The sequence below is a fragment of the Shewanella decolorationis genome (genome assembly GCF_004354305.1).
GTDB classification, from domain to species: domain Bacteria; phylum Pseudomonadota; class Gammaproteobacteria; order Enterobacterales; family Shewanellaceae; genus Shewanella; species Shewanella decolorationis.
Window position 1 is genome coordinate 2,420,276 of sequence record NZ_CP037898.1, and the last position, 20,840, is coordinate 2,441,115.

Below are 20,840 nucleotides of genomic sequence, written 5' to 3' on the forward strand. Positions count from 1 at the left end.
TTGCTCTGGGTCTTAGGGCCGCTTAATGGCGGCCAGTATAAGAATCCTAACGTTTACATAATGTTGATGCTGTGCACTTTGGTCGAGTGTACAGCACGTCAGTGTACGCGAATGGCGTTAAGCTAAACAGCTTACCGCCACAGGCTATTAATAAAAGGGAAAGACGTTATCTTCAACCGATAAGGCTGGCGGCGGAGTTTCCTGATTTAAAAACTGGCCATGATTGTAATGATTCATCACCCGTATCCAGCCATGTTCATCAAATTCGTATTGCTTACCGTGTAACTTACCTTGGTCGTCATAGTTGGCAATTTCGAGCACATAGTCTTCGGTTGAGCGCAGTTCCCAATGGCCGACTTGTTTACCCTGCTCAAAACGGCCATGCCAAGAGCGTCTTTCAGGATTCGGCCTTGGGCGATATTGGAATTCGTTATCGGTAAATATCCAATCACCCTCACGTAGATCATTACGGTATTCGCCTTTTTCATACACTTGGCCGTTACTGGCGTAACGCTGGACTAATCCATCGGGTTTGCCATGTTTAAAGTGCATGGACTCAAGCAACTGGCCAGAGTTGGTCTTGTTGAGGTATTCACCGTGGAGCTCACCATTATCATCGTGGCTATAGGTGAGGGTGGCGTCGTCCTGAAATTTCTTCCAAGTGCCTGCTTGTTTATCTTTGGCATATTGACCTTGCTCTACTAGCTGACTTTTGCCTGTGGCTGGCTCAATTTTCACCGTCTCATAGGCGCCTTCACGCTTACCCGCCTGATAATATTCGCGGGTGAGGGTGATGACATCGTTGTAGTCGAAGGATTTGATCTGTAAGCCATTCAATTGCTTATTGAGTCGCTCCTGGCGCTCGATTAACAAACCTTTTTTAAAGGTTTCGGAAAGCGACCAGTTTTTGAGTTTGTCCTCTTCGTGAGTCTCAATTAGTTGGCCATCACGATAGCGCTGCTGTTTGCGATAAACCCAGCGATTACCTTGGTATTTGCTGTCGGTGGTGCGTTTAATCTCACCCTTGTCATCGTATTCGATAGCCTGGATGACATCGCCCTTATCGTTGGTGACTTCCTTTAATTTTATCTGGCCATTTTCAAAGTAAGTAAGCTGTTCACCAACCTTATAATTCTGTTGATATTGAAAATGTTGCTTTACCTTACCATTGTCAAAATAGGCAAAATAGTCGCCGTGTTTTTTATCCTTAAACCACTCTTGGGTGGAGATGACTTGCCCATTCAGTCCCCAAGTGGTCTCTGTGCCTTGCAGTAGGCCATCAACCTTATGCTCCTCTCGATTGAGCTTGCCTAGGTTAAAATATTGGCTCACACAGGTAGGGTCATGGCAGATTTTGGCGGTGACTTCACCTTCTGGGCCAAAATGTTCGCTGATGCCGACTTCTTGGCCATCTTTAAAGGTGGTTTTGTAGCGGATATTGCCGCCATTCCAATAACCCGTTTCTAGGCCTTGCTTTACACCATTTTCATAGTGTGACTCAGTATATAATTGGCCAGTGGCTATGTACTTTTTGATTACGCCATCGAGCTGGCCCTGCCCGTTACGAAAGCCCTGTTCGTAGGGTTTTCCATCGTCGAAGTTACATTGATAAGGCCCGCGAAATTGCTCGCTGGTGAGTGCCTTGCCGATATTTTTATCGGCGATGGCCGTTGAGCAGAAAAGCCTATTCTTTTCTTTGTAGTAAACCTCGACCTTGTAGTAGCCATCAGTCAGATCAACGGGTTGCTCAAAATAGTACAGAGCCTGTTTTTCATCCTTGATGACATTCCAGTGGGCATCGAGTAACACTTTTTCCGCATTGGCATGGGTAGTGATGAGGGCGAGTGCTCCTAGGAGCAGTTTTACAGTAAATGGACGCATAACCGCTCCTTAAGGCAAAGGTTTAAAGGTGAATTCATAGGGAATATCGACAGCATCTTGGGAGATCGTCATATAACTCACCTTAGCCGCGGCGCCTATCACACTTAAATAGCGGCCATCGACTAGCACCTCGTTAATTCGCTGCTCAGTGTTTTCGGGGAGTCGAATGGTTAATGGCTTACCTTGGGCATCTTCGACCTTAAAGTAATTGTTAAGATCGCTACTCGGCTCATTGCCATATCCGGTTTGCGTAAGCCAAGACTGTAAATCGATTAACCAAGGGCGGTGAGTGGCGGGCAGCTCTAAAGGCTGCCAATGGATTTCACCTTGGCAGCGGATCTTGCCCTTGATCTGTTTATCGTAGAAAAACTGCCGTACACGATCCGGAGTCATCAAAATATAGGCGGCACCGTTTGGGCCATTGGGAGCAAACTGCCAAGTGACGGGATTTTTACCCTCATTAAATCCTTGTTCTATTTCAGGTTTACAGGCGGTTGCCAAAGCAGCTGACATGGGAATATACAGATTATGCCCATTATCAGTCACAGGTTTTATGCCTTGGATGGTATTGACCTCATTTTTCGCGCTATCGAGAGCCGGATTGCTGAAGCTGCCTAGGCTAGCGTTACCAAATTCGGTGGGAGGATTCGCCAGATTTTTGTTGTACTCGGTAAATTGTACAAAGCGAATCGTCTTGGTTTGAGTCAACTCCGGCTGGGGTTGTTGCTCGATTAACACCACAGTTTTGGGGATCTCATCGAGTTTGAGTAATAGCGAATTGCTGGTGAGGTGATGGCTGTCATCGGCCCCAATCAATTGTTCTAACAGCTCCTTTTCCGTCGCCGTTAGCCAAGAGGGATAATTACCTTCACGACGGCCCTCAGCTATCATGCCTTTAAACTGTTGAAAAGGCATATTAATACTTTGAACCTCACTCTGCCTTGAGATGACTTTAAACAGCTTTGCCTCGGCATCGAGCACTTGAATTGTTAGGCTGGCATCGCCAAAGGTGTAGGGTTTTGCTACCAGTTCATCCCACGACTTTTCGACGATATTATTCGTTTGTGGGATAAGCGTTAGCTTGGCATTAATATGGTCTATCTGCTTGAGTTTATTCGCGGTGTTATCCCAACCTGTAGCAATAATATCGGTTGAAGACTCAATCGAGGGATTGTAACTCCTCGCCCAACCTTTGCCATGCTGCCAGAAGTGAATGTCAATCGCTTTGCCGTTAGCATCATAGGCGCTTAAGTCTTCATAACGCACATCGGCGGCCACATATTGTGGACTCAAATTGTGCACAAAGTGCAATTGCAAATCTTCAGGGGTATCAGTGCCCCAAGGGCCAACATTATCTAAAATACCTTGTTGCTCAGGTAATAAGGATTTAATAAATGCCTCGTCATTAGGGCGATATTGCTGCGGTACCTCGCTAATGCGGTACAACTCCTTTTGCCTATCATCCCTATCGCGCTCAGCATCAAATCTATCATCGGCATGCCAAAGCGTGCTCATGATATAGGGTCTATCCTTAGGCGCCATCACGGTACGGTGGGTGAAGGTACTCCCTTGACGCTCTTCCCGTTGAAAAAACGCCATGCTCTCTAACCAACCGGTTTTGCGGTTCACTTCGAACTTGCCGAAGGCCTTATACTTGCCTTGTTCACCTTGTAATACGGCGACCAACTTATCTTCGCTGACCTGCTCAACCGTCCAAGTTAAGCGCGCATCCATGGGCGCGCTAGTGCTAAATCCCACGCGAGGCTCAAGCGCCACAGGCAAGGTTGGGGCTTGTTTAAACAAGTTATTAAGATTCTGCCAGCGCTCAAATAACTCCTTGATATCCTTTTGATCAATCTTGGCAATGGGGGTTAATTGGCGGACTTCACCATTGTTAAATTCCACCTTAAAGCCATCTTTAACCAATTGAACGATTTCATTGGATGTGGCTCTAGGGTCGATATTACTCACTGGAATTGGCATACCATAATCGCTAATTTGTAGCAGATTAGGTTGGATAAAAAAGCGGGCGTTATGGGTTAATGGCGTGGTTAAGCTGGCCGCCTTACCCTCTGCATCCTGCAATTGGTAATCCAGCAGCATTCTTGCCTGTAACACTTTACGGGTTTCGAAACCATCGTTAAGGCTTATGGTGGAAATAATCTGATACTCGCGCTCAGAGGGGATGCCCGCCGACGAGGAAGAAACGCTATTATCGCAAGCGGTTAACAGCGTGAGCGTGGCAGTGATGCAAATTATCCTACATATCCCTATAGCCATCTGAACTCCATTAGTAACTTATGTTATTGAAATGTAAAAGTATTAACCTGTGGTTTGGCGACATTATACACAAAAACGCCCCTAGGAAATAAAAAGCACACGCCGATATGGGAGCAAGATCAGTCATAAGTTTGGCTGATGAACTTCAGCCTAAGGCGAGAAAGCCGATTGCTCTAATCAGGCTTCATCCTTTACTCTTGTGAGCACAGCTAGATAACTCACAAGCTAGGGAAGATAAACCTGTGGTAGCTTGTTCAATGGAGAAAGAACGATGAGCCCACAACCTAAGTCCAACAATAATGCCCATACTTCTCAGCCTATCCCGCAGGAAGCTTTTGATTGGTATGATGAATATGCCCACGGCATCATCGACCGCCGTGAGTTTATGGCTCGCCTCGCAGGCCTTGTGGCACTGGGATTTACCATGACAACGCTTACTGGCGCACTCATGCCCAACTACGCCTTAGCAGAACAAGTCTCCTTTAACGATCCCAGCATTCAAGCCAGTTATGTGAAGTTTCCCTCCCCCGAGGGCTATGGCGAAGGTCGCGGTTATTTAGTGATGCCAGCTTCTATGCTGATCCCTAGCCAAAAGGCGGGCGATCCTAAGACCTTGGACCCCACTAAAAAAGCACCTGTGGTGTTAGTGGTGCATGAAAACCGTGGCCTGAATCCTTATATCGAAGATGTCGCCCGCCGCTTAGCGGCCAAGGGCTATATCGCCTTTGCCCCTGATGCCCTTTATAGCCTTGGCGGTTATCCTGGTAATGACGATGCGGGCCGCGCCATGCAGGCCAGCCTCGATAGAGCAAAAATTGAGCAGGATTTTATCGCCGCCGCCCGCTTTTTAAAGGCTCACCCGCAAAGTAATGGCAAACTTGGCGCCGTCGGATTTTGCTTTGGTGGCTATATAGTCAATATGCTCGCCGCAACCATTCCCGATGAGTTAGCAGCTGGTGTACCTTTTTATGGCACGCCAGCGGCTACAGAGTTACGCAGCCGTGTCAAAGGCCCGCTGATGTTACAATTTGCCGCGTTAGATCAACGGATTAACGACACCTGGGCCGAGTATGAAGCCCAATTAAAGGCTAACAAGGCCGAATATATTGCCTACCTCTATCCCAATGTGAATCATGGTTTCCATAATGATTCCACCGCCCGTTATGATGAGCCAACCGCCGAGCTTGCATGGGCAAGAACCTTGGATTTTTTTGGGAAGCATCTACAAGGTTAGGGGTTGCCGAATTGCAAAAGGGAATTTTGTGATGCGGGGACACATTTGTTGCGGCCTCTCGGCCGAGATAAATCAAAGTCGTGGGGCTTCACCCCACAGCCGATAATAGTGCTAGTTCGCTTGGTTGCTAATTAGCAATAGATTACTGCAAAGCAACAGTGCGCCCCATTGCCTGCGTAGGCTTTGCATTCTCTTGTATTAGCCACCCCAGTGACACGCCATGGTATTTGATTGAGCAAATAGACTCACGGCAGCATCTACTAAAACCTCCATGTTTTATAAGGTTACTGGTGCAACTGTGCCACTGCTGGCGTTCCTATTGACGATCGAATGTTAGTTTGATGATTGCCTATTCGAATTGAATTAAACATTTAATTTACATTTAGTTAGTTGACCGTGGTCAATAAACCGCAAAATCAGAGTGTTATATTTATTCTAACCATCGTGAGAGGATTTCTTCGAGCCTAAAGCATATACAAAGGTGATATATGAGCCTGCATCTGAAATTATCGTGGTTGTTTTTGGCATTATTAATTATGCCATCGGCTTTATTTATGACGGGTAACGCCACTGCGAAAGAGGCGTCCAATGCCCAACAACTAGAGGTGCCGTGCAAATGTCTTTGGGATAAAAATCGCAAATTCAATCCTGATAAAATTAACTATAAAGGCAATATTTGGCGATGCAGTGTGTATTTAGACAACGGAGCTTGCAATAAAGTGGAGCTTATTGGCCCCGCGGATACCACTAATCCACTTAATCCTAGCCATGTCTATAGCCTAATGACCGCCGTGCGAAAAGGGGAAACACGCATGGCTGATTTGTCAAATGCCGAGCGCAAAGCAGTGCTGGAAGCACATCTATCTGCGAGTAACTATCCCCATCAAACAGCGAATATGTCTTGCAATGAGGTAAAGTCGCGAGCTGCAAGTGCTAAGGCAAAGTTACTCGAGATGGTGACGGGATTGAAGACCTGTCTTCAAGGGGAATTGAGACAAGATTGCGACAATTTTTATCAGGACCAAAGACCACTGTGGGAGGCCTATACTGCTGAGCGTACAGAGCAGTTTTTCCATTGCGAGTAGTGCGTAAGTTTCACCCCACAACCCTATGATGTTGCTGGTTCGCTTTGTGTCGCGAACTGGCAATTGTGTCGCTGCAAAGTAACTTTGTAACTCATTGCCTGCCGCAGGCTTTTGCATTCTCTTATATTAGTCCCCCCTGTGATACGCCGTGCCAATATCTACTTTTAGAAGGTCACAGGTGCAGCAGTGCCACTTCAGGCATGCCCATTGAGTTTGCAGTTGTGGGCTTGACATAAAAGCTATTATCCAAATTAGTCATCACTTAACTATCTAATTTGTAATGTGAAAGTGGTAGACAGATGTTAAACAGAACGTTATCTTAGGTTTTTAACAAGGATGAAACTTAATCGTGACCACGGCTAAGTTCACTTGCATCAGGAAGATGTATCTTTATCTCGCAAGAAACACCTCCTGAACAATATGCGATAAGACTCTAGGTGCTAGGTGCTAGGTGCTAGGTGCTAGGTGCTAGATTCTAGATTCTAGATTCTAGATTCTAGATTCTAGATTCTAGATTCTAGATTCTAGATTCTAGATTTTATAAAAGCATTACAGCAGTGCAATCCCTTGGCTAACGGGCGTTGGCCAAGTGCGGTAGCCATGGCAGAGCTTTTGTTTTTGCGGCCTGTTGGCCGAGGTGAATCAAGGTCGTGGGTCTTCAACCCACACCCGACCAAGGAGGACTGCTCGTCCTATCCTCCTTGGATGCTCCAAGACGCCCCTAGCGAAGTTACATGCATTAGTTACTGGCCTAGCGCTTATTCGAAAATCACTAACGCTTCCGATGGTTCCGCTTTACATCCCTGTAAAGCCCTCCAGTTCGGCAGTCCCTGCCTCTCGCTCATGAGCGCGAAAATCACCGATTTTCATTCGCCCCTTCCCCGAAAGCTACGCAGACGTCCTGTCTGCGTCACGCGATTTCCTTCAACGCCCTTCAGCAACTTCGCAGGGGAGGTGAACTCCTTAGGCTTTGGAGTTGTATGTATATTTTTAAAAGCAAAGTGCCAAAATTAGTCATCACTTAACTATCTAATTTGTAATGTGAAAGAGGTAGACAGATGTTAAGCAGAACGTTATCTTAGGTTTTTAACAAGGATGAAACTTANNCGTGACCACGGCTAAGTTCACTTGCATCAGGAAGATGTATCTTTATCTCGCAAGAAACACCTCCTGAACAATATGCGATAAGNCTCTAGGTGCTAGGTGCTAGGTGCTAGGTGCTAGATTCTAGATTCTAGATTCTAGATTCTAGATTTTATAAAAGCATTACAGCAGTGCAATCCCTTGGCTAACGGGTGTTGGCCAAGTGCGGTAGCCATGGCAGAGCTTTTTTGTCGAACGACAAAGTTGAAACGTTTTGATGGTGCTGGTTTGCTAGGCGTCGCGAATTGGCAATGTTATCGCTGCCAATTATCAGTGTAGCTAATTGCCTGCCGCAGGCTTTTGCATTCTCTTACATTAGTTACACCAGTGACACGCCGTGCATACATCCCTGTAGGCTCTACTAAAACATCCATGTTTTAGAAGGTCACTGGTGCAACAGTGCCAGTTCTGGCGTCCCCATTGGCAATGGAGTGTGAGTTAGTTTGGGATTGGTTTTTGCGGCCTGTCGGCCGAGGTATGTTTAAAGTCGTGGGGCTTCACCCCCTGATTTTTAAACAAGAGCCGACCAAGGAGGACTGCTCGTCCTATCCTCCTTGCCTATTGTTTTCACATCAGCCAAGACGCCCCTAACGGAGTTGAAAGCCCCTTGTACTCATTGGCAAATTTGTTATCGCTTCCGAAGGATGCGTCCCTGCACCTGCGAAAGCTAGCTCGCCATCTGATGGGCAGGATGCCTGAATGTCGTGACGTGTATGGATGCACGATAACGACCATGGCGAGACTCACGCAATTTGCCTATTCGCCCTGCGGCAAGTCCGAGGGGATGGTGTACTCCTTTGGCTCAGGTGTTATAGGTCGATGGTTAAGGCATAAAAGTGCCTGTCCAATTTTTTTAACCTTAGTGTCAGTTATAAACAATGAAAGTTATACCTATCCGAATATTTTAAATAATTTAATAAAATCAAATAAATGGATGTTATGATATGAAATATGCACTTGTACCCCTTTTGTGTTTATGTCTTTCAGCATGTGGTGGCGGTGGTGGAGATTCTTCAGCAGAAACACCTACCCCACCTCCTGTCACCAAAGACCCCTTGTCTAAATTTATCAATATTAAAGACCAATATGCAGGTATTGAGTCTGCAGCTCCATTGAATACAGAAACATTAGGCCAAGTGTACAAGTACATCTTTACACTCATTCCTGAGTTACTACCGGACTATAACGATCAAAGTGGCGAACTGGGTTCGACTTGCTCTGGTGGTGGAACGATTAAAATTTCGAATGGAAGCTCAGATAAAGAAAAAAATATTGCTTTCACTAATTGCGTTGAAGATGGCATGACAACTAACGGTAAAGCTACTGTGAGAGCAAACCGATTTTCCACCGATGGAATACTTATTGATAGTACCGTGATTTTTGAGGATGTTGATGTAAAAGGTAATTTAGGTCACAGTTTACTTGCTGGTACTGCACAATATGTAGAGCAGGACTTAACTTGTGCAAAAAATGAAACAACATATAATTTAATGTTTTCAGATATAAATAATAAAAAACAAATCTTATTTTCAGATTTTAAATTTATTAGAACTGGTAATGAGATGGTGTTATGTGGAAATGATGGTTTTAGGATACAAGGTCGCTTATTCGATTCATCTTTAGGTTTCTGGGATGTCCAAACAAATGAATTATTTAAACTTAACACTATGGTACATGCCTATGAAGAAAGCGGTGAGTTTGTTGTTAGGGGAAGTAACAATAGTCAAGCAAAATTTTCAGTTGAATTCTATAAGGAGTTGAGAGGAAACATAATCTCTAATTACACCTATTATAAAATTATGCTACATAGTGGCATGGTAAATAAAGAATATGCTTTTTTAAAGGAATACTATAAACCCTCCATATTGACCTCATTTGAGGATGCGGATAACGATGGAATAACTGATGGTTGGGAGTTGGCTTTTGGTTTGAATCCAACATCGGCTTTGGATGCAACTCAAGATTTAGATGGTGATGGCTTTACAAATTTGCAAGAGTTCTTATCTTTTGGTCATCCAAAAGATAAACAAATACTTCCTAAAATTGCTGACCTCGGAGTTACTTTATCCCATCAAACCCAGGGTTATTCTAAAAAAATTATCGTAAAAGCTGAAGTCGAAAGTGATGTAAAGTCAACTGAAAGTGGAACAGTGTTGACGACCTATTCAACATCTCTTCCTGTTTATTTTGATAGCGATAGTTATGCTCATTCCAATTTTTGTACTTTATCTGATAATCTACTCGAACTGACCTGTAAATGGGATAATATATCTCCAGGATATAAAGCTGTTCACGATATATATTTAAATGCCGACTCAGCTAATGGATCAGAGATTAAGAGTGTTGTCACTGCAAAAATACAGCATCTTGGACATGATGAGGATTTGTCGAATAACCAAGCAACAATTGATGTTGCAAGACATGCTGCTGATGTATCTTATCGATTGTGGATTGATAACCGTCAAGAGTATATGATGGAATTAGTTGGTACTTCACAAAAGTTAGCGTTTACAATTCATCAGCAAGAATCTAAATTTGGTGGCTTTGATCCTGTAACCGGCAATAAAATTAGACTGGACATACCGGAACATATTACACTATTAAGTGCCGAATGTATTAATAGTCATGAAAAATATAGTTGTTTGGTTGGAAACGAAATTGTTTTTAAAGACTATCAATGGGCTTATAGTTTTACACTTGATATTAGGGGGGATAGTCAAGGGGAAGGGAAGTTAGTATTCAATTCACTTAGCTCTATAACTGGTGATAAAGTGTTATCTTCAATACCATTTCCAATAGTGGTTGGTCAATCTACAGATGCATTACAAAAACAGATTGATATGGCGGCCGATGGTGAAAAAGTTAATGTCCCAGCAGGGATTTATATTGGTAATGTAGATTTATCTAAAAAGCAAACTCTATTAGAGGCTGAATCTAAAGATGCTAAGCTTTATAGCAGCGAAACTTCATTTGGGCAACCTAGTTTAATTATTGATAAAAATAGTAGTGTAAATGGTTTTACCTTAGCTAATCACTATATAAAGGTAGGGAGTAGTGGTGGTGCTATTACACGCAATTTGTTCGATGGCACACCAAACAACCTCATGTCCGTATCCGTTTTAAATAGCGGAGATATGCTTTTTGAACAAAATATATTGATAGGTAAGGCTCTAGATAATGGTTATGTATCTAGTAATTTTGATGATGATTACCATTGCCCTAGGATTGAAAGCGGTAATTATGCTGTTGCACAAAATACTAAGACTAGATTAGTAAATAATATATATTTTGGCAATCTTTTAGATATGCCAGATTTAGATTTTGGATGTCAGTTCTTTAATGCTAGCATGTCTTCTGAATTAGAGATGTATAATAATACATTTCTTGGGCTAGAATCTGTAGTGAAGCTTTTTTATTATGGGCTTGATGAGCCATATTATAAAATATCAATTAATAATAATATTGTTTCAAAATCTAGAACGTTAATTGATAATGCTTCGTATGCTAGTACTTTATATAAGTTTGCTCCTGGTACCAGCATTAACTTAAGTAATAATATAGTTTATGAGGTAGACGACTTGTATATAGATATGCAGGATCAACACGTTGAAGTGAATACTCTTTTTGCCGATCCTTTACTTGATGGTAATGGATATCCTTTTAGTAACTCGCCGGTAATTGATGCTGGTGTGCCGTTAAACGTAGATGTCGATCTATATGGTGTTGCAAGACCAATTGACGGTGATAACAATGGAACAAAAGTCATTGATATTGGTGCAATAGAATTTAGATTAGACTGAATATGCTGCATTCTTTAATTGTTCTCTAATTGCTCAACAGTGGATGCAAGTTTGCTAAATAGCTACATATAGCTGTGTAGCAGCTTGGATCTACAGCACCGGAATGGTAGGTCAGTATTATTGTGACTTGCCATTTTTCATAACGTCACGGGTGTAGCAATGCTAGTTCGGGAGTATCCCGTAGCATTTATGTTTTCCTATGAAAATGACTAATTCAGAATAGTAATGGACTTTAGAAGTTAGCAGAATAAAATGGACATTCATTGTTAATAGCTCGGCCATAACATCATGATTCTTCTTGGGTTAAGCATTAAACAGATTATTTAATATTAGTCCTTATGGAATTCAGGAAAGCTTCGGATAATTAACAATGATTCGATATCTATTATTCATATTGTTTGCTCTTGTGACATGTGTGGGTGATGCGCTGGCTGGCGAATATCAGCTGGATTGGCCTGTCTCAGGCGAGGAACTGACTTATCATTCCTGCGGTTGTGCTGATTCATGTTGGGTTGCTGAGGTTCGCCAAGCTAAGGCGGAAAAACTGCTTATCGCCAAACTGAGATGCGACTGCGAAAAACTCTATTTTACTGATAAAACTGGTATAGAACGGGTTGTTGCTGAAAACTGTGATGACTTAAACACCGACAATAAAATGGATTTGATCCCAGAACGAATCAAGCAACTTCAGTCACATTTTATTACTCCACATTAAGTTGAATTCCTTTCTCGTTTTACGAGTGATACTATCTTCAGTGATATGCGTGGTTGAGAACTCGGTAAATGTTAATGATAACATGTTGAAATATTGTGTTATTTTTCATTATTGTCGATGTCTATTTAAAGTTAATCAATAGTCACAAGTAAAACAAGGAGTAGTAATATATGGATTTTTTACGAGATGGTTCAGTCCATCCAGCAGTGTTCTTTTACACTATCATCAGTATCGGTATTTCGATTGTCTGTTTTTTATTAGCTAAAGATAAAAGACGCAATACAGTTATTGCTGTTATTACAGGCCTTGTTCCAATATTAAATTACTTTGCACTTGCCTACTATGTTGGTATTACAAAGTTGGATGTAACTGAAGAAGTTTAAAGAGTGTAATCTGTGGTTTTTTTAGGGTGAGTAACATGTTTCGCTATTTATTATTGGTTTCAATGCTGCTCTTATCTGGCTGTGCCAGTGTAGATAAAACAAGTGTGAAATTAAGCTCTGCTACTATTAATAAAGTAAGTTACATAAAAAATTCTGATGGAGTTTTTGAGTTCTCATTCGACTATGTTATTGATAGTTTTTTAAGTGTTAAAAATATCTATTTTTGTTCCGTGCATGTGCTTGCTATTGGTGGAAAAACTATTATGTCGCCTATAGAGGGCGAGTCTTCAGCTTGTATCATTGATACATTTAGCGGAAAGGCTAAAGTAAATTGGACTGCAAAAGGAGATGTTAATTCTGATTTGACTGTTCAATATTTTATTGCCATCTATCAAAAAGAATCTAAAGATTTAAGCCAGAGTATTGCTAATAGCCAGTTAGCTAAGTTAGAAATCTAATTTTTAAAGATGCAGGAGATACATAGCTTTTTAAATGTGAAACGTTAACTCTACTCTTACAGAAGTTCACCTATCCTCTGCGAAGTTACTGATTAGTAAGAAGCCACTCTTCTTGTGGCTAATATTTGAATTAATTAGCCCACAAAATATATGCTGAAACTGATGGGTACACCAGATAGGGCATTGTTGCACCAGTGACCTTCTAAAACATGGATGTTTTAGTAGAGCCTACAGGGATGTATTCACGGCGTGTCACTGGGTAACAGTGCTAAAGCCTGCGGCAGGCAATGAGTTGCACTATCACTTTACAGCGATATTGTTGCTAGTTCGCAATGCAAAACGAACCAGCAACATCGGGTGTGGGGTGAAGCCCCACGACTTTAAGCTTTTATCTCAATCTCAAAAATTAAACCAAAAATTAAGGGGCTAGGATTTAGCCCCTTAATTTATCTATTTACTCAGTTGCCGAAGTTCACCTAAGGCAACTCACAGAGTAAACATGATTACTCTGGATCACTCCCTATTCGGGATCATAATCCAACACTGGCGCTAGCCACTTCTCCGTCTCAGCGACTGTCATCCCCTTACGCTTAGCGTAATCCTCCACCTGATCGCGGCCGATATTGGTCACGCCAAAGTAGCGGGATTTCGGGTGGGCAAAATACCAGCCGGATACCGCGGCGGTGGGGAACATGGCGTAGCTTTCGGTAATGTTTAAGCCAATGGTTTCATTCGGCTTTAACAGTTCCCACAGCAGGCCTTTTTCGGTGTGATCTGGACACGCTGGGTAACCCGGTGCGGGGCGAATACCTTTGTATTTCTCGCGAATTAAGGCTTCGTTATCGAGCTGTTCATCGGCGGCATAACCCCAGAATTCCTTACGCACGCGCTCGTGCATCCGCTCGGCAAAGGCTTCGGCTAAACGGTCGGCTAAACACTTGAGCATAATGGCGTTGTAGTCATCGTGATTGGCCTCAAAGCGGGCGATATGCTCATCGATACCATGGCCTGCGGTGACCGCAAAGCCGCCCATATAGTCGGCAACGCCGCTGTCCTTGGGCGCCACAAAGTCGGCCAGACAGAAGTTATCGTTACCCACCCGCTCAAGCTGCATCCGCAGGTGATGGGTGGTCATTTCGACTTCGGTGCGAGTCTCGTCGGTATAGAGCTCAATATCATCAAAGTTGATGGTATTGGCGGGGAATAGCCCAATCACGCCCTTGGCGGTGAGCCATTTTTCTTCGATGATTTTTGTAAGCATCGCCTGACCATCGGCGAACAGCTTTTGCGCCTCAACGCCGACTACTTTGTCTGTTAAGATCTCCGGGTAATGGCCGTGCAGCTCCCACGCGCGGAAGAAAGGCGTCCAGTCGATACGGTCAACTAAATCGGTTAATGGATAATCATCAAATACTTGGCGACCCAGCACATTAGGTTTGAACGGGGTGTAGTTTGCCCAGTCGTGCTGACAGCGGTTTTCGCGGGCAGCCTCCAGCGAGACGATTTCCTTACGCTTGGTTTGCGATAAACGCTTAATGCGCATCTCTTCGTATTCGGCGTAGGTCTCATCGATAGTCGCTTGGCGAGTTTCATTACTCACTAGCTTGCTGACCATAGGCACGGCGCGGGAGGCGTCGGCAATGTAAATCGCGCCATGGGGATAATGGGGCGCAATCTTCACCGCGGTATGGATTTTCGAGCAGGTCGCGCCGCCGATAATCGCTGGAATGGTGAGCCCTTCACGGTGGAAGGTTTTCACATTGTGCACCATCTCATCAAGGCTTGGGGTAATCAGCCCCGACATGCCGATAATATCGATATTGTGTTCTTTAACCGCCTCGAGAATGCGCTCTACCGACACCATTACGCCTAAATCGAACACCTCAAAACCGTTACAGGCGAGCACCACGCCGACTATGTTCTTGCCGATATCGTGCACGTCGCCCTTAACCGTGACCATCAAAATTCTGCCGTTAGATTGGCCTTCGACCTTCTCTTGCTCGATAAAGGGGTTGAGGTAGGCCACGGCCTTTTTCATCACCCGCGCCGATTTTACTACCTGTGGCAGGAACATTTTGCCCGAGCCAAACAGGTCGCCGACGATATTCATACCGTCCATCAGCGGGCCTTCAATCACATCCAAAGGCCGTGAGGCAAGTTGGCGCGCCGCTTCGGTATCTTCGTCGATAAATTCGGTTATGCCTTTGACCAGCGCATGGGCGAGACGTTGATTAACCGGCCATGAACGCCATTCTAAGTCTTCTTTCTTGGCGGCACTTGAGCCATCGCCACGGAATTTTTCAGCAATCTCAAGCAATTGCTCGGTGTTGTTTGAGTCTTCAACTGGGCAGGGCAGGTTGAGCACGACGTTCTCTACCTTATCCTTAAGCTCGGGGTCGATATCATCGTAAATCGCTAGCTGACCCGCGTTGACGATACCCATGTCCATGCCGACTTTAATCGCGTGGTACAGGAATACCGCGTGAATCGCCTCACGCACAGGATTGTTACCGCGGAAGGAGAACGACACGTTCGACACCCCGCCGGAAATCATCGCGTGGGGCAGGGTGGCCTTAATCTCTTTAATGGCTTCAATAAAATCGACGGCATAGTTATCGTGCTCATCGATACCCGTGGCAATGGCAAAGATATTCGGGTCGAAGATAATGTCTTCGGGTGGAAAACCCACCTTATCGACTAGCACGCGGTAGGCGCGGGTACAGATCTCGACTTTGCGCGCCTTAGTGTCGGCCTGACCTTGCTCGTCGAACGCCATAATAATGGCCGCGGCGCCGTAGCGTTTCACTAGGGTTGCCTGCTCGATAAACTTCTCTTCGCCTTCCTTCAAGGAAATAGAGTTTACGATTCCCTTGCCTTGAATACATTTGAGGCCCGCTTCAATCACCTCCCACTTAGAGGAGTCGATCATAATCGGCACGCGGCTGATATCCGGCTCAGAGGCGATAAGATTTAAGAACTTATGCATCACCTCGACGCCATCGAGCATGCCTTCGTCCATGTTGATGTCGATGATCTGCGCGCCGCTTTCTACCTGTTCACGGGCGACATCGAGCGCCTGCTCGAACTTACCTTCTTTGATCAGTTTTAAAAACTTAGCAGAACCCGTGACGTTGGTACGTTCACCCACGTTCACAAACAGGGTTTGGGCGTCGATAGTGAGCGGTTCCAAACCCGATAGACGGCAGGCGACGGGGATCTCGGGTAATAGCCGTGGGGCAAAGGGCTCTACAGCTTCGCGAATGACCTTAATATGCTCGGGCGTGCTACCACAGCAGCCGCCGATAATGTTGAGCATGCCTTCACGGGCCCATTCTTGGATAACGCTCGCCATATCCTCTGGGGTTTCATCGTAACCGCCAAACTCGTTTGGTAGACCCGCGTTAGGGTGCGCCGACACATAACATTCGGCGATGCGAGATAATTCTTCGACGTAGGTGCGCAGCTCCTTAGGGCCGAGGGCACAGTTAAGGCCGATGGATAAGGGCTTGATATGGCGAAGGGAGTTATAAAAGGCTTCGGTGGTTTGTCCGGTCAGGGTTCGGCCCGAGGCATCGGTAATGGTGCCGGAGATCATAACTGGCAAACGCACTGGTGAATTTGGTCCAAAGAGTTCATCGAACACGGTTTCGATGGCAAATAAGGCGGCCTTAGCGTTTAAGGTATCGAAAATGGTCTCAACCATAATGATATCGGCGCCGCCTTCTATCAGGGCGCGGGTCGATTCGCAGTAAGCGGTCACTAACTCATCGAAATGGATATTGCGAAAGCCTGGATCGTTAACATCGGGGCTGATAGAGCAAGTGCGGTTAGTGGGCCCTAACACACCGGCGACATAACGTGGCTTACCCGTGGCTTGCTCGATTTCATCACAGGCCTCACGGGCGAGGCGCGCACCTTCGCGGTTAATTTCGGCGGACAGCGACTGCATATCGTAGTCGGCCATGGCGATAGTGGTGGCGTTAAAGGTATTGGTTTCAATAATATCCGCACCGGCTTTAAGGTAGTCGATGTGAATTTGTTTGATGATATCTGGCTGCGTGAGCACTAAAAGATCGTTATTGCCCTTAACGTCGGTATGCCAATCCTTGAAGCGCTCGCCACGGTAATCGGCTTCCTCAAGCTTGTAGCCTTGGATCATAGTACCCATGGCGCCGTCTAAAATCAGAATGCGCTTTGACAACTGGTTGCGAATGTCTGCCAGTGTTTGGCTGGCTCGATGGAGAGATATCGCCATAAATGATTACCTTTACTACAGCTAAGTTGAGTCCAAAGTACGCAATCGGGTGACAAATTGCATTTTATTATTGAATGTCGTTCGTTATGCTTTGGACATTTATACGTATAGACGTCCATAATACGCGACATCGGATTGTCAGGGCAAGGTGAAAGTCATTAGGAGCGAGAATCTAGAATCTAGGCTTTGGTTCCTAGCACCTAGATTCTAGGCCCTAAGTTTTTAAAGGCATATATGAAACAAGTTCGCTTATTACTGTTGCGCCACGGGGAATGTGAAGGTGGGGCGATTTTGCGTGGCCGAGTCGACGTGCCTTTGAGTGACAAGGGCTGGCGGCAGATGTCGGCGGCGGTGGCGGCGCAGACAGCTGTGTGTCACGGCATTTATAGCTCGACCTCAAAGCGCTGCGCCGAGTTTGCTAAGGCTTTTGCGGCTGAGCTGCATTCGAGTGCGTCAGTAGGCATAAGTTTAGATGCGCCCGCGCCTTTGCCGCTCAAGGTCAACCTGCTAGAGGAGTTACAGGAAATAGCCTTTGGCGATTGGGATGGCTGCCTGCTCGATGACTTATATCAACGCGATGGCGAGCGGATGACGGCCTATTGGCAGAATCCCTGGGAGGTGACGCCGCCCAATGGTGAGACCATGGCAAGTTTCGAGGCCCGTATCGATGGCGCGATAGCGCAAATCCTCGATAAAGAGTTTGCGCTGCTGACTATGGATGATGAACAGGCCCATGGGGAGTTTAATGCCAGTGCTCCTGCGGCCAATATTTGGGTGGTGACCCACGGCGGGGTTATTCGCCACTTGATGTCAAGGGCGCTAGGGGCGGTGAAAACCTTAGGTTTTTACAGTCAGCTCGCCTTACCCGTGGCGGCGGTGGTGACCATCAATATCCTCGAGGATGAACAAGGCAAAAGATACTGGCGTTTAGATTGGCCATCGGGCCACTGTGAGTAGCTTGCAAGCATCAGTCACCGACATGATGAAAATTTTCTGATTTAAACAGCATTGCCTAATGAGCAAGATATAGGATAATGCTTTTCCCTGACGTTTGAGTTAGATAGCGTGCTCTGTACGTTTAACTCAAAGGTCGCAGAAATAGGTGTTAGGAATTTTGTGCAATTGAGTGCTATTGCTTAAAGGCAACAGTGTTTAAGCGCGCCGGATAACCCAAACATAATAGGGAATCGGGGAGCTGCCCGTCAGTAGCCCGAACTGTACCCGCAACTGTGAGTAGTTAAAAGAAGTACCTAGAACCTAGAACCTTCTTTTCTACAAGTCAGGATACCTGCCTATTTCTGTTTTCGCTGCGTGCAGCCTTAGTTCTCGAGCGGGTAACTCGAGGGAGCAGAAGATGACATTTATCAGTTTTGTCCTGTTGGCCCAAGTGGCAGCAGGCTTAAATCACACCAATCAATATCCATGTGGGAGCAATCGTTAGTGATGCATACCACATCGAGTCTTGCGCCAATAGCACCCGCTACTGCTTCTGCTAATACGGCACTTAAGGTCAGCCAATTGAGCTGGGCGATTGAGGGGAAAACCATTCTCTCGGAGATTAGCTTTGCCCTGCCGCAGGGGGAGATGCTCGGGCTGATAGGCCCAAATGGCGCGGGTAAATCCAGTCTGCTGCGCTGTTTATACCGCTTTATTCGCCCTGCTAAAGGTCATATCAGCTTGTTTTCGCAGGATATCAGCGAGCTGTCGCCCAAGGCGTTTGCCTGTAAAGTGGCTGTGGTGCAGCAGGATACACCGCAATATTTCGATATGACCACAGAGCAATTGGTTGCCATGGGACTCACCCCCCACAAGGGGATGTTCGATACCAACTCTAGCGGCGACGGTGAAAAAATTGCTAAGGCGCTGGAAAAGGTAGGCCTTAGTCATAAAGTGCATCAACAATACGATCGTTTATCGGGTGGCGAGAAGCAACGCGCCCTGATCGCCCGCGCCATAGTGCAGCAGCCGCAACTGTTGATTTTAGATGAGCCGACAAACCACCTCGATATCCGCTATCAAATTCAAATCTTAGAGCTAGTGCGCAGCCTTGGGATCAGCGTGATCGCCTCGATTCACGACCTCAATTTAGCCAGCGCCCTGTGTGACCACTTACTGCTGCTGGATAAGGGGCAGGTGAGTGCCATGGGCACACCAGCTCAGGTTCTAACCGAGGAACGTATCGCCGAAGTCTTTGGGGTATGCGCCCAAGTGACGCCCCATCCACAGCATGGTAACCCATTGATTAATTACTTTTATGGTTATCAAAAGCCACAGGGAGTTGCGGCGGATGCAGTTCATTCCCATACGCATCAGAAGCAAGGGGGGTCATCCGTGACTCATTCCAGCCACAGCGCAAACGCGCAAAATGAGAGCGTAGAGAATGCGCCATGATAGACACACTTAAACTGGTAACCATGAATTTATTAACCCAAATATTAACGCCGCTTACGCGCCAGCAATGGCTGATTTTAGGCTTGGTGGGCTTTGCTTTATTGACGCCAATTGCAGCGGCTAGTTTTGGCGCGGCCAATATTGGCTTTTTAGATGTTCTGCACGTGTTTATTAGTAAATTCAATTACTTTTTTGCCAGTGATGGGGCAGCCCGCACTAGCAGCATGACTGAGCGAATCGTCATGGAATTAAGGCTGCCACGGATTTTACTCGCCTTTGTGGCGGGGGCAGGGCTGTCCTTGGCGGGCAGTGTGCTACAAACGGTGACCCGCAACCCTCTTGCCGATCCTTATTTGTTCGGCATTAGCTCTGGTGCCTCTTTTGGCGCCGTGGTGATGCTGACCCTGTTTACGGGTTCTGGTCTTTTTGATAATGCAGGCGTGATAGCCAATTCGGGGATTTTTAGCGGTTCGGGGGCTTTTGCTGGCTTGTTATGGTTTAGCTTACCCTTCGGTGCCTTTATTGGCGCGAGTCTGTCGGTATTAATTGTGCTGGCATTGGCTGGTTTAGGCCTTAAGAGCCAAGTGGAGCGCATGTTGCTCTCTGGGGTAGCCACCTCTTTTATGTTTAGCGCCTTAACCAGTTTATTGCTGTACTTTGCCAGCCCGCAGGCTACCGCTTCGGTATTGTTTTGGAGCTTAGGCAGTTTTGCTAAGGCCAGTTGGTCATTGCTGGTGTTGCCATCCTTGGTGGTGCTGGTGAGCTTTATGATTATTCTCGGTTGGAAACGCCAAATCATGGCGTTGCAGGCGGGGGATGAAACGGCCCACACCTTAGGGGTCAATGTGCCTAAGCTGCGCCTCAATATGCTGCTACTCTGCTCGCTTATCACTGCAATCTTAGTCGCTACTTGTGGCGGTATTGGCTTTGTCGGCTTGATGATCCCACACACTGTGCGTTTGTTGTTCCCCGGTCGGCAGCCTATCTTTCTGACGGCGCTGGTGGGCGGTTTGTTTATGGTGTGGATTGATGTACTCGCCCGATGTTTACTTGGTAATCAAGAATTACCCGTAGGAATTATCACCGCCGCGATTGGTAGCTTCTTCTTTTTGCTGATTTTGCGGCGGCGCAAGTTATCGAGCTAATTGTTTTATGCAGATCATCAAAATGAGTACTTAGTGCGTATAGCAAATCGCTGCCGAATGCGTCGTAGTG

12 protein-coding genes and 1 riboswitch are annotated in these 20,840 nt (G+C 45.7%); of the genes, 9 read left to right on the top strand and 3 right to left on the bottom strand.

The features are described from left to right. Positions 1 to 147: 147 nt before the first annotated feature. A complete protein-coding gene (locus EYR25_RS10980) occupies positions 148 to 1,881 on the bottom strand; it encodes a toxin-antitoxin system YwqK family antitoxin (RefSeq protein ID WP_133180069.1) in 1,734 nt (577 codons plus the stop codon). 9 nt (positions 1,882 to 1,890) lie between these two features. After that, on the bottom strand, positions 1,891 to 4,161 hold the full coding sequence (locus EYR25_RS10985; protein ID WP_133180071.1) for a hypothetical protein: 2,271 nt from the start codon (positions 4,159 to 4,161) through the stop codon (positions 1,891 to 1,893). A gap of 271 nt (positions 4,162 to 4,432) precedes the next feature. Between EYR25_RS10985 and EYR25_RS10990 the strand changes: the two genes are divergently transcribed. The 6 genes from EYR25_RS10990 to EYR25_RS11015 all read left to right on the top strand — a co-directional run bounded on the left by EYR25_RS10990 (position 4,433) and on the right by EYR25_RS11015 (position 12,979). Continuing rightward, positions 4,433 to 5,395 carry a dienelactone hydrolase family protein gene (locus EYR25_RS10990; protein WP_133180073.1) on the top strand — a complete coding sequence of 321 codons (963 nt, stop codon included), beginning with the start codon at positions 4,433 to 4,435 and terminating at the stop codon, positions 5,393 to 5,395. Positions 5,396 to 5,883: 488 nt separating this feature from the next. Beyond that, positions 5,884 to 6,480, top strand: coding sequence for a hypothetical protein (locus EYR25_RS10995; protein WP_133180075.1), 597 nt, complete (start codon positions 5,884 to 5,886; stop codon positions 6,478 to 6,480). A gap of 2,087 nt (positions 6,481 to 8,567) precedes the next feature. Continuing rightward, on the top strand, positions 8,568 to 11,423 hold the full coding sequence (locus EYR25_RS11000) for a choice-of-anchor Q domain-containing protein (RefSeq protein WP_133180077.1): 2,856 nt from the start codon (positions 8,568 to 8,570) through the stop codon (positions 11,421 to 11,423). 415 nt (positions 11,424 to 11,838) lie between these two features. Continuing rightward, positions 11,839 to 12,138, top strand: a complete 300-nt coding sequence (locus tag EYR25_RS11005) for a hypothetical protein (protein ID WP_243729873.1) — start codon at positions 11,839 to 11,841, stop codon at positions 12,136 to 12,138. 170 nt (positions 12,139 to 12,308) lie between these two features. After that, a complete protein-coding gene (locus tag EYR25_RS11010; RefSeq protein ID WP_133180081.1) occupies positions 12,309 to 12,521 on the top strand; it encodes a hypothetical protein in 213 nt (70 codons plus the stop codon). 35 nt (positions 12,522 to 12,556) lie between these two features. After that, positions 12,557 to 12,979 (top strand): hypothetical protein, encoded by a 423-nt coding sequence (locus EYR25_RS11015; protein ID WP_133180083.1) that lies wholly within the window; start codon positions 12,557 to 12,559, stop codon positions 12,977 to 12,979. Between the two features lie 520 nt (positions 12,980 to 13,499). On the opposite strand, the gene metH is transcribed toward EYR25_RS11015, so the two are convergent. Then, positions 13,500 to 17,234 carry a methionine synthase gene (gene metH / locus EYR25_RS11020; RefSeq protein WP_133180085.1) on the bottom strand — a complete coding sequence of 1,245 codons (3,735 nt, stop codon included), beginning with the start codon at positions 17,232 to 17,234 and terminating at the stop codon, positions 13,500 to 13,502. A 234-nt stretch (positions 17,235 to 17,468) separates the two neighbouring features. Here metH and EYR25_RS11025 point away from each other — a divergent pair, with 234 nt between their 5' ends. From EYR25_RS11025 to EYR25_RS11035, 3 genes are all read left to right on the top strand, one after another. Further along, positions 17,469 to 18,191 carry a histidine phosphatase family protein gene (locus EYR25_RS11025; protein WP_133180087.1) on the top strand — a complete coding sequence of 241 codons (723 nt, stop codon included), beginning with the start codon at positions 17,469 to 17,471 and terminating at the stop codon, positions 18,189 to 18,191. A gap of 172 nt (positions 18,192 to 18,363) precedes the next feature. After that, positions 18,364 to 18,544: riboswitch (cobalamin riboswitch) on the top strand. A gap of 133 nt (positions 18,545 to 18,677) precedes the next feature. Then, a complete protein-coding gene (locus tag EYR25_RS11030) occupies positions 18,678 to 19,625 on the top strand; it encodes an ABC transporter ATP-binding protein (protein ID WP_243729969.1) in 948 nt (315 codons plus the stop codon). Beyond that, positions 19,622 to 20,770 (top strand): FecCD family ABC transporter permease, encoded by a 1,149-nt coding sequence (locus tag EYR25_RS11035; protein WP_133180089.1) that lies wholly within the window; start codon positions 19,622 to 19,624, stop codon positions 20,768 to 20,770. The genes EYR25_RS11030 and EYR25_RS11035 overlap by 4 nt, the downstream gene beginning before the upstream one ends. The last annotated feature ends 70 nt before the right edge of the window (positions 20,771 to 20,840 follow it).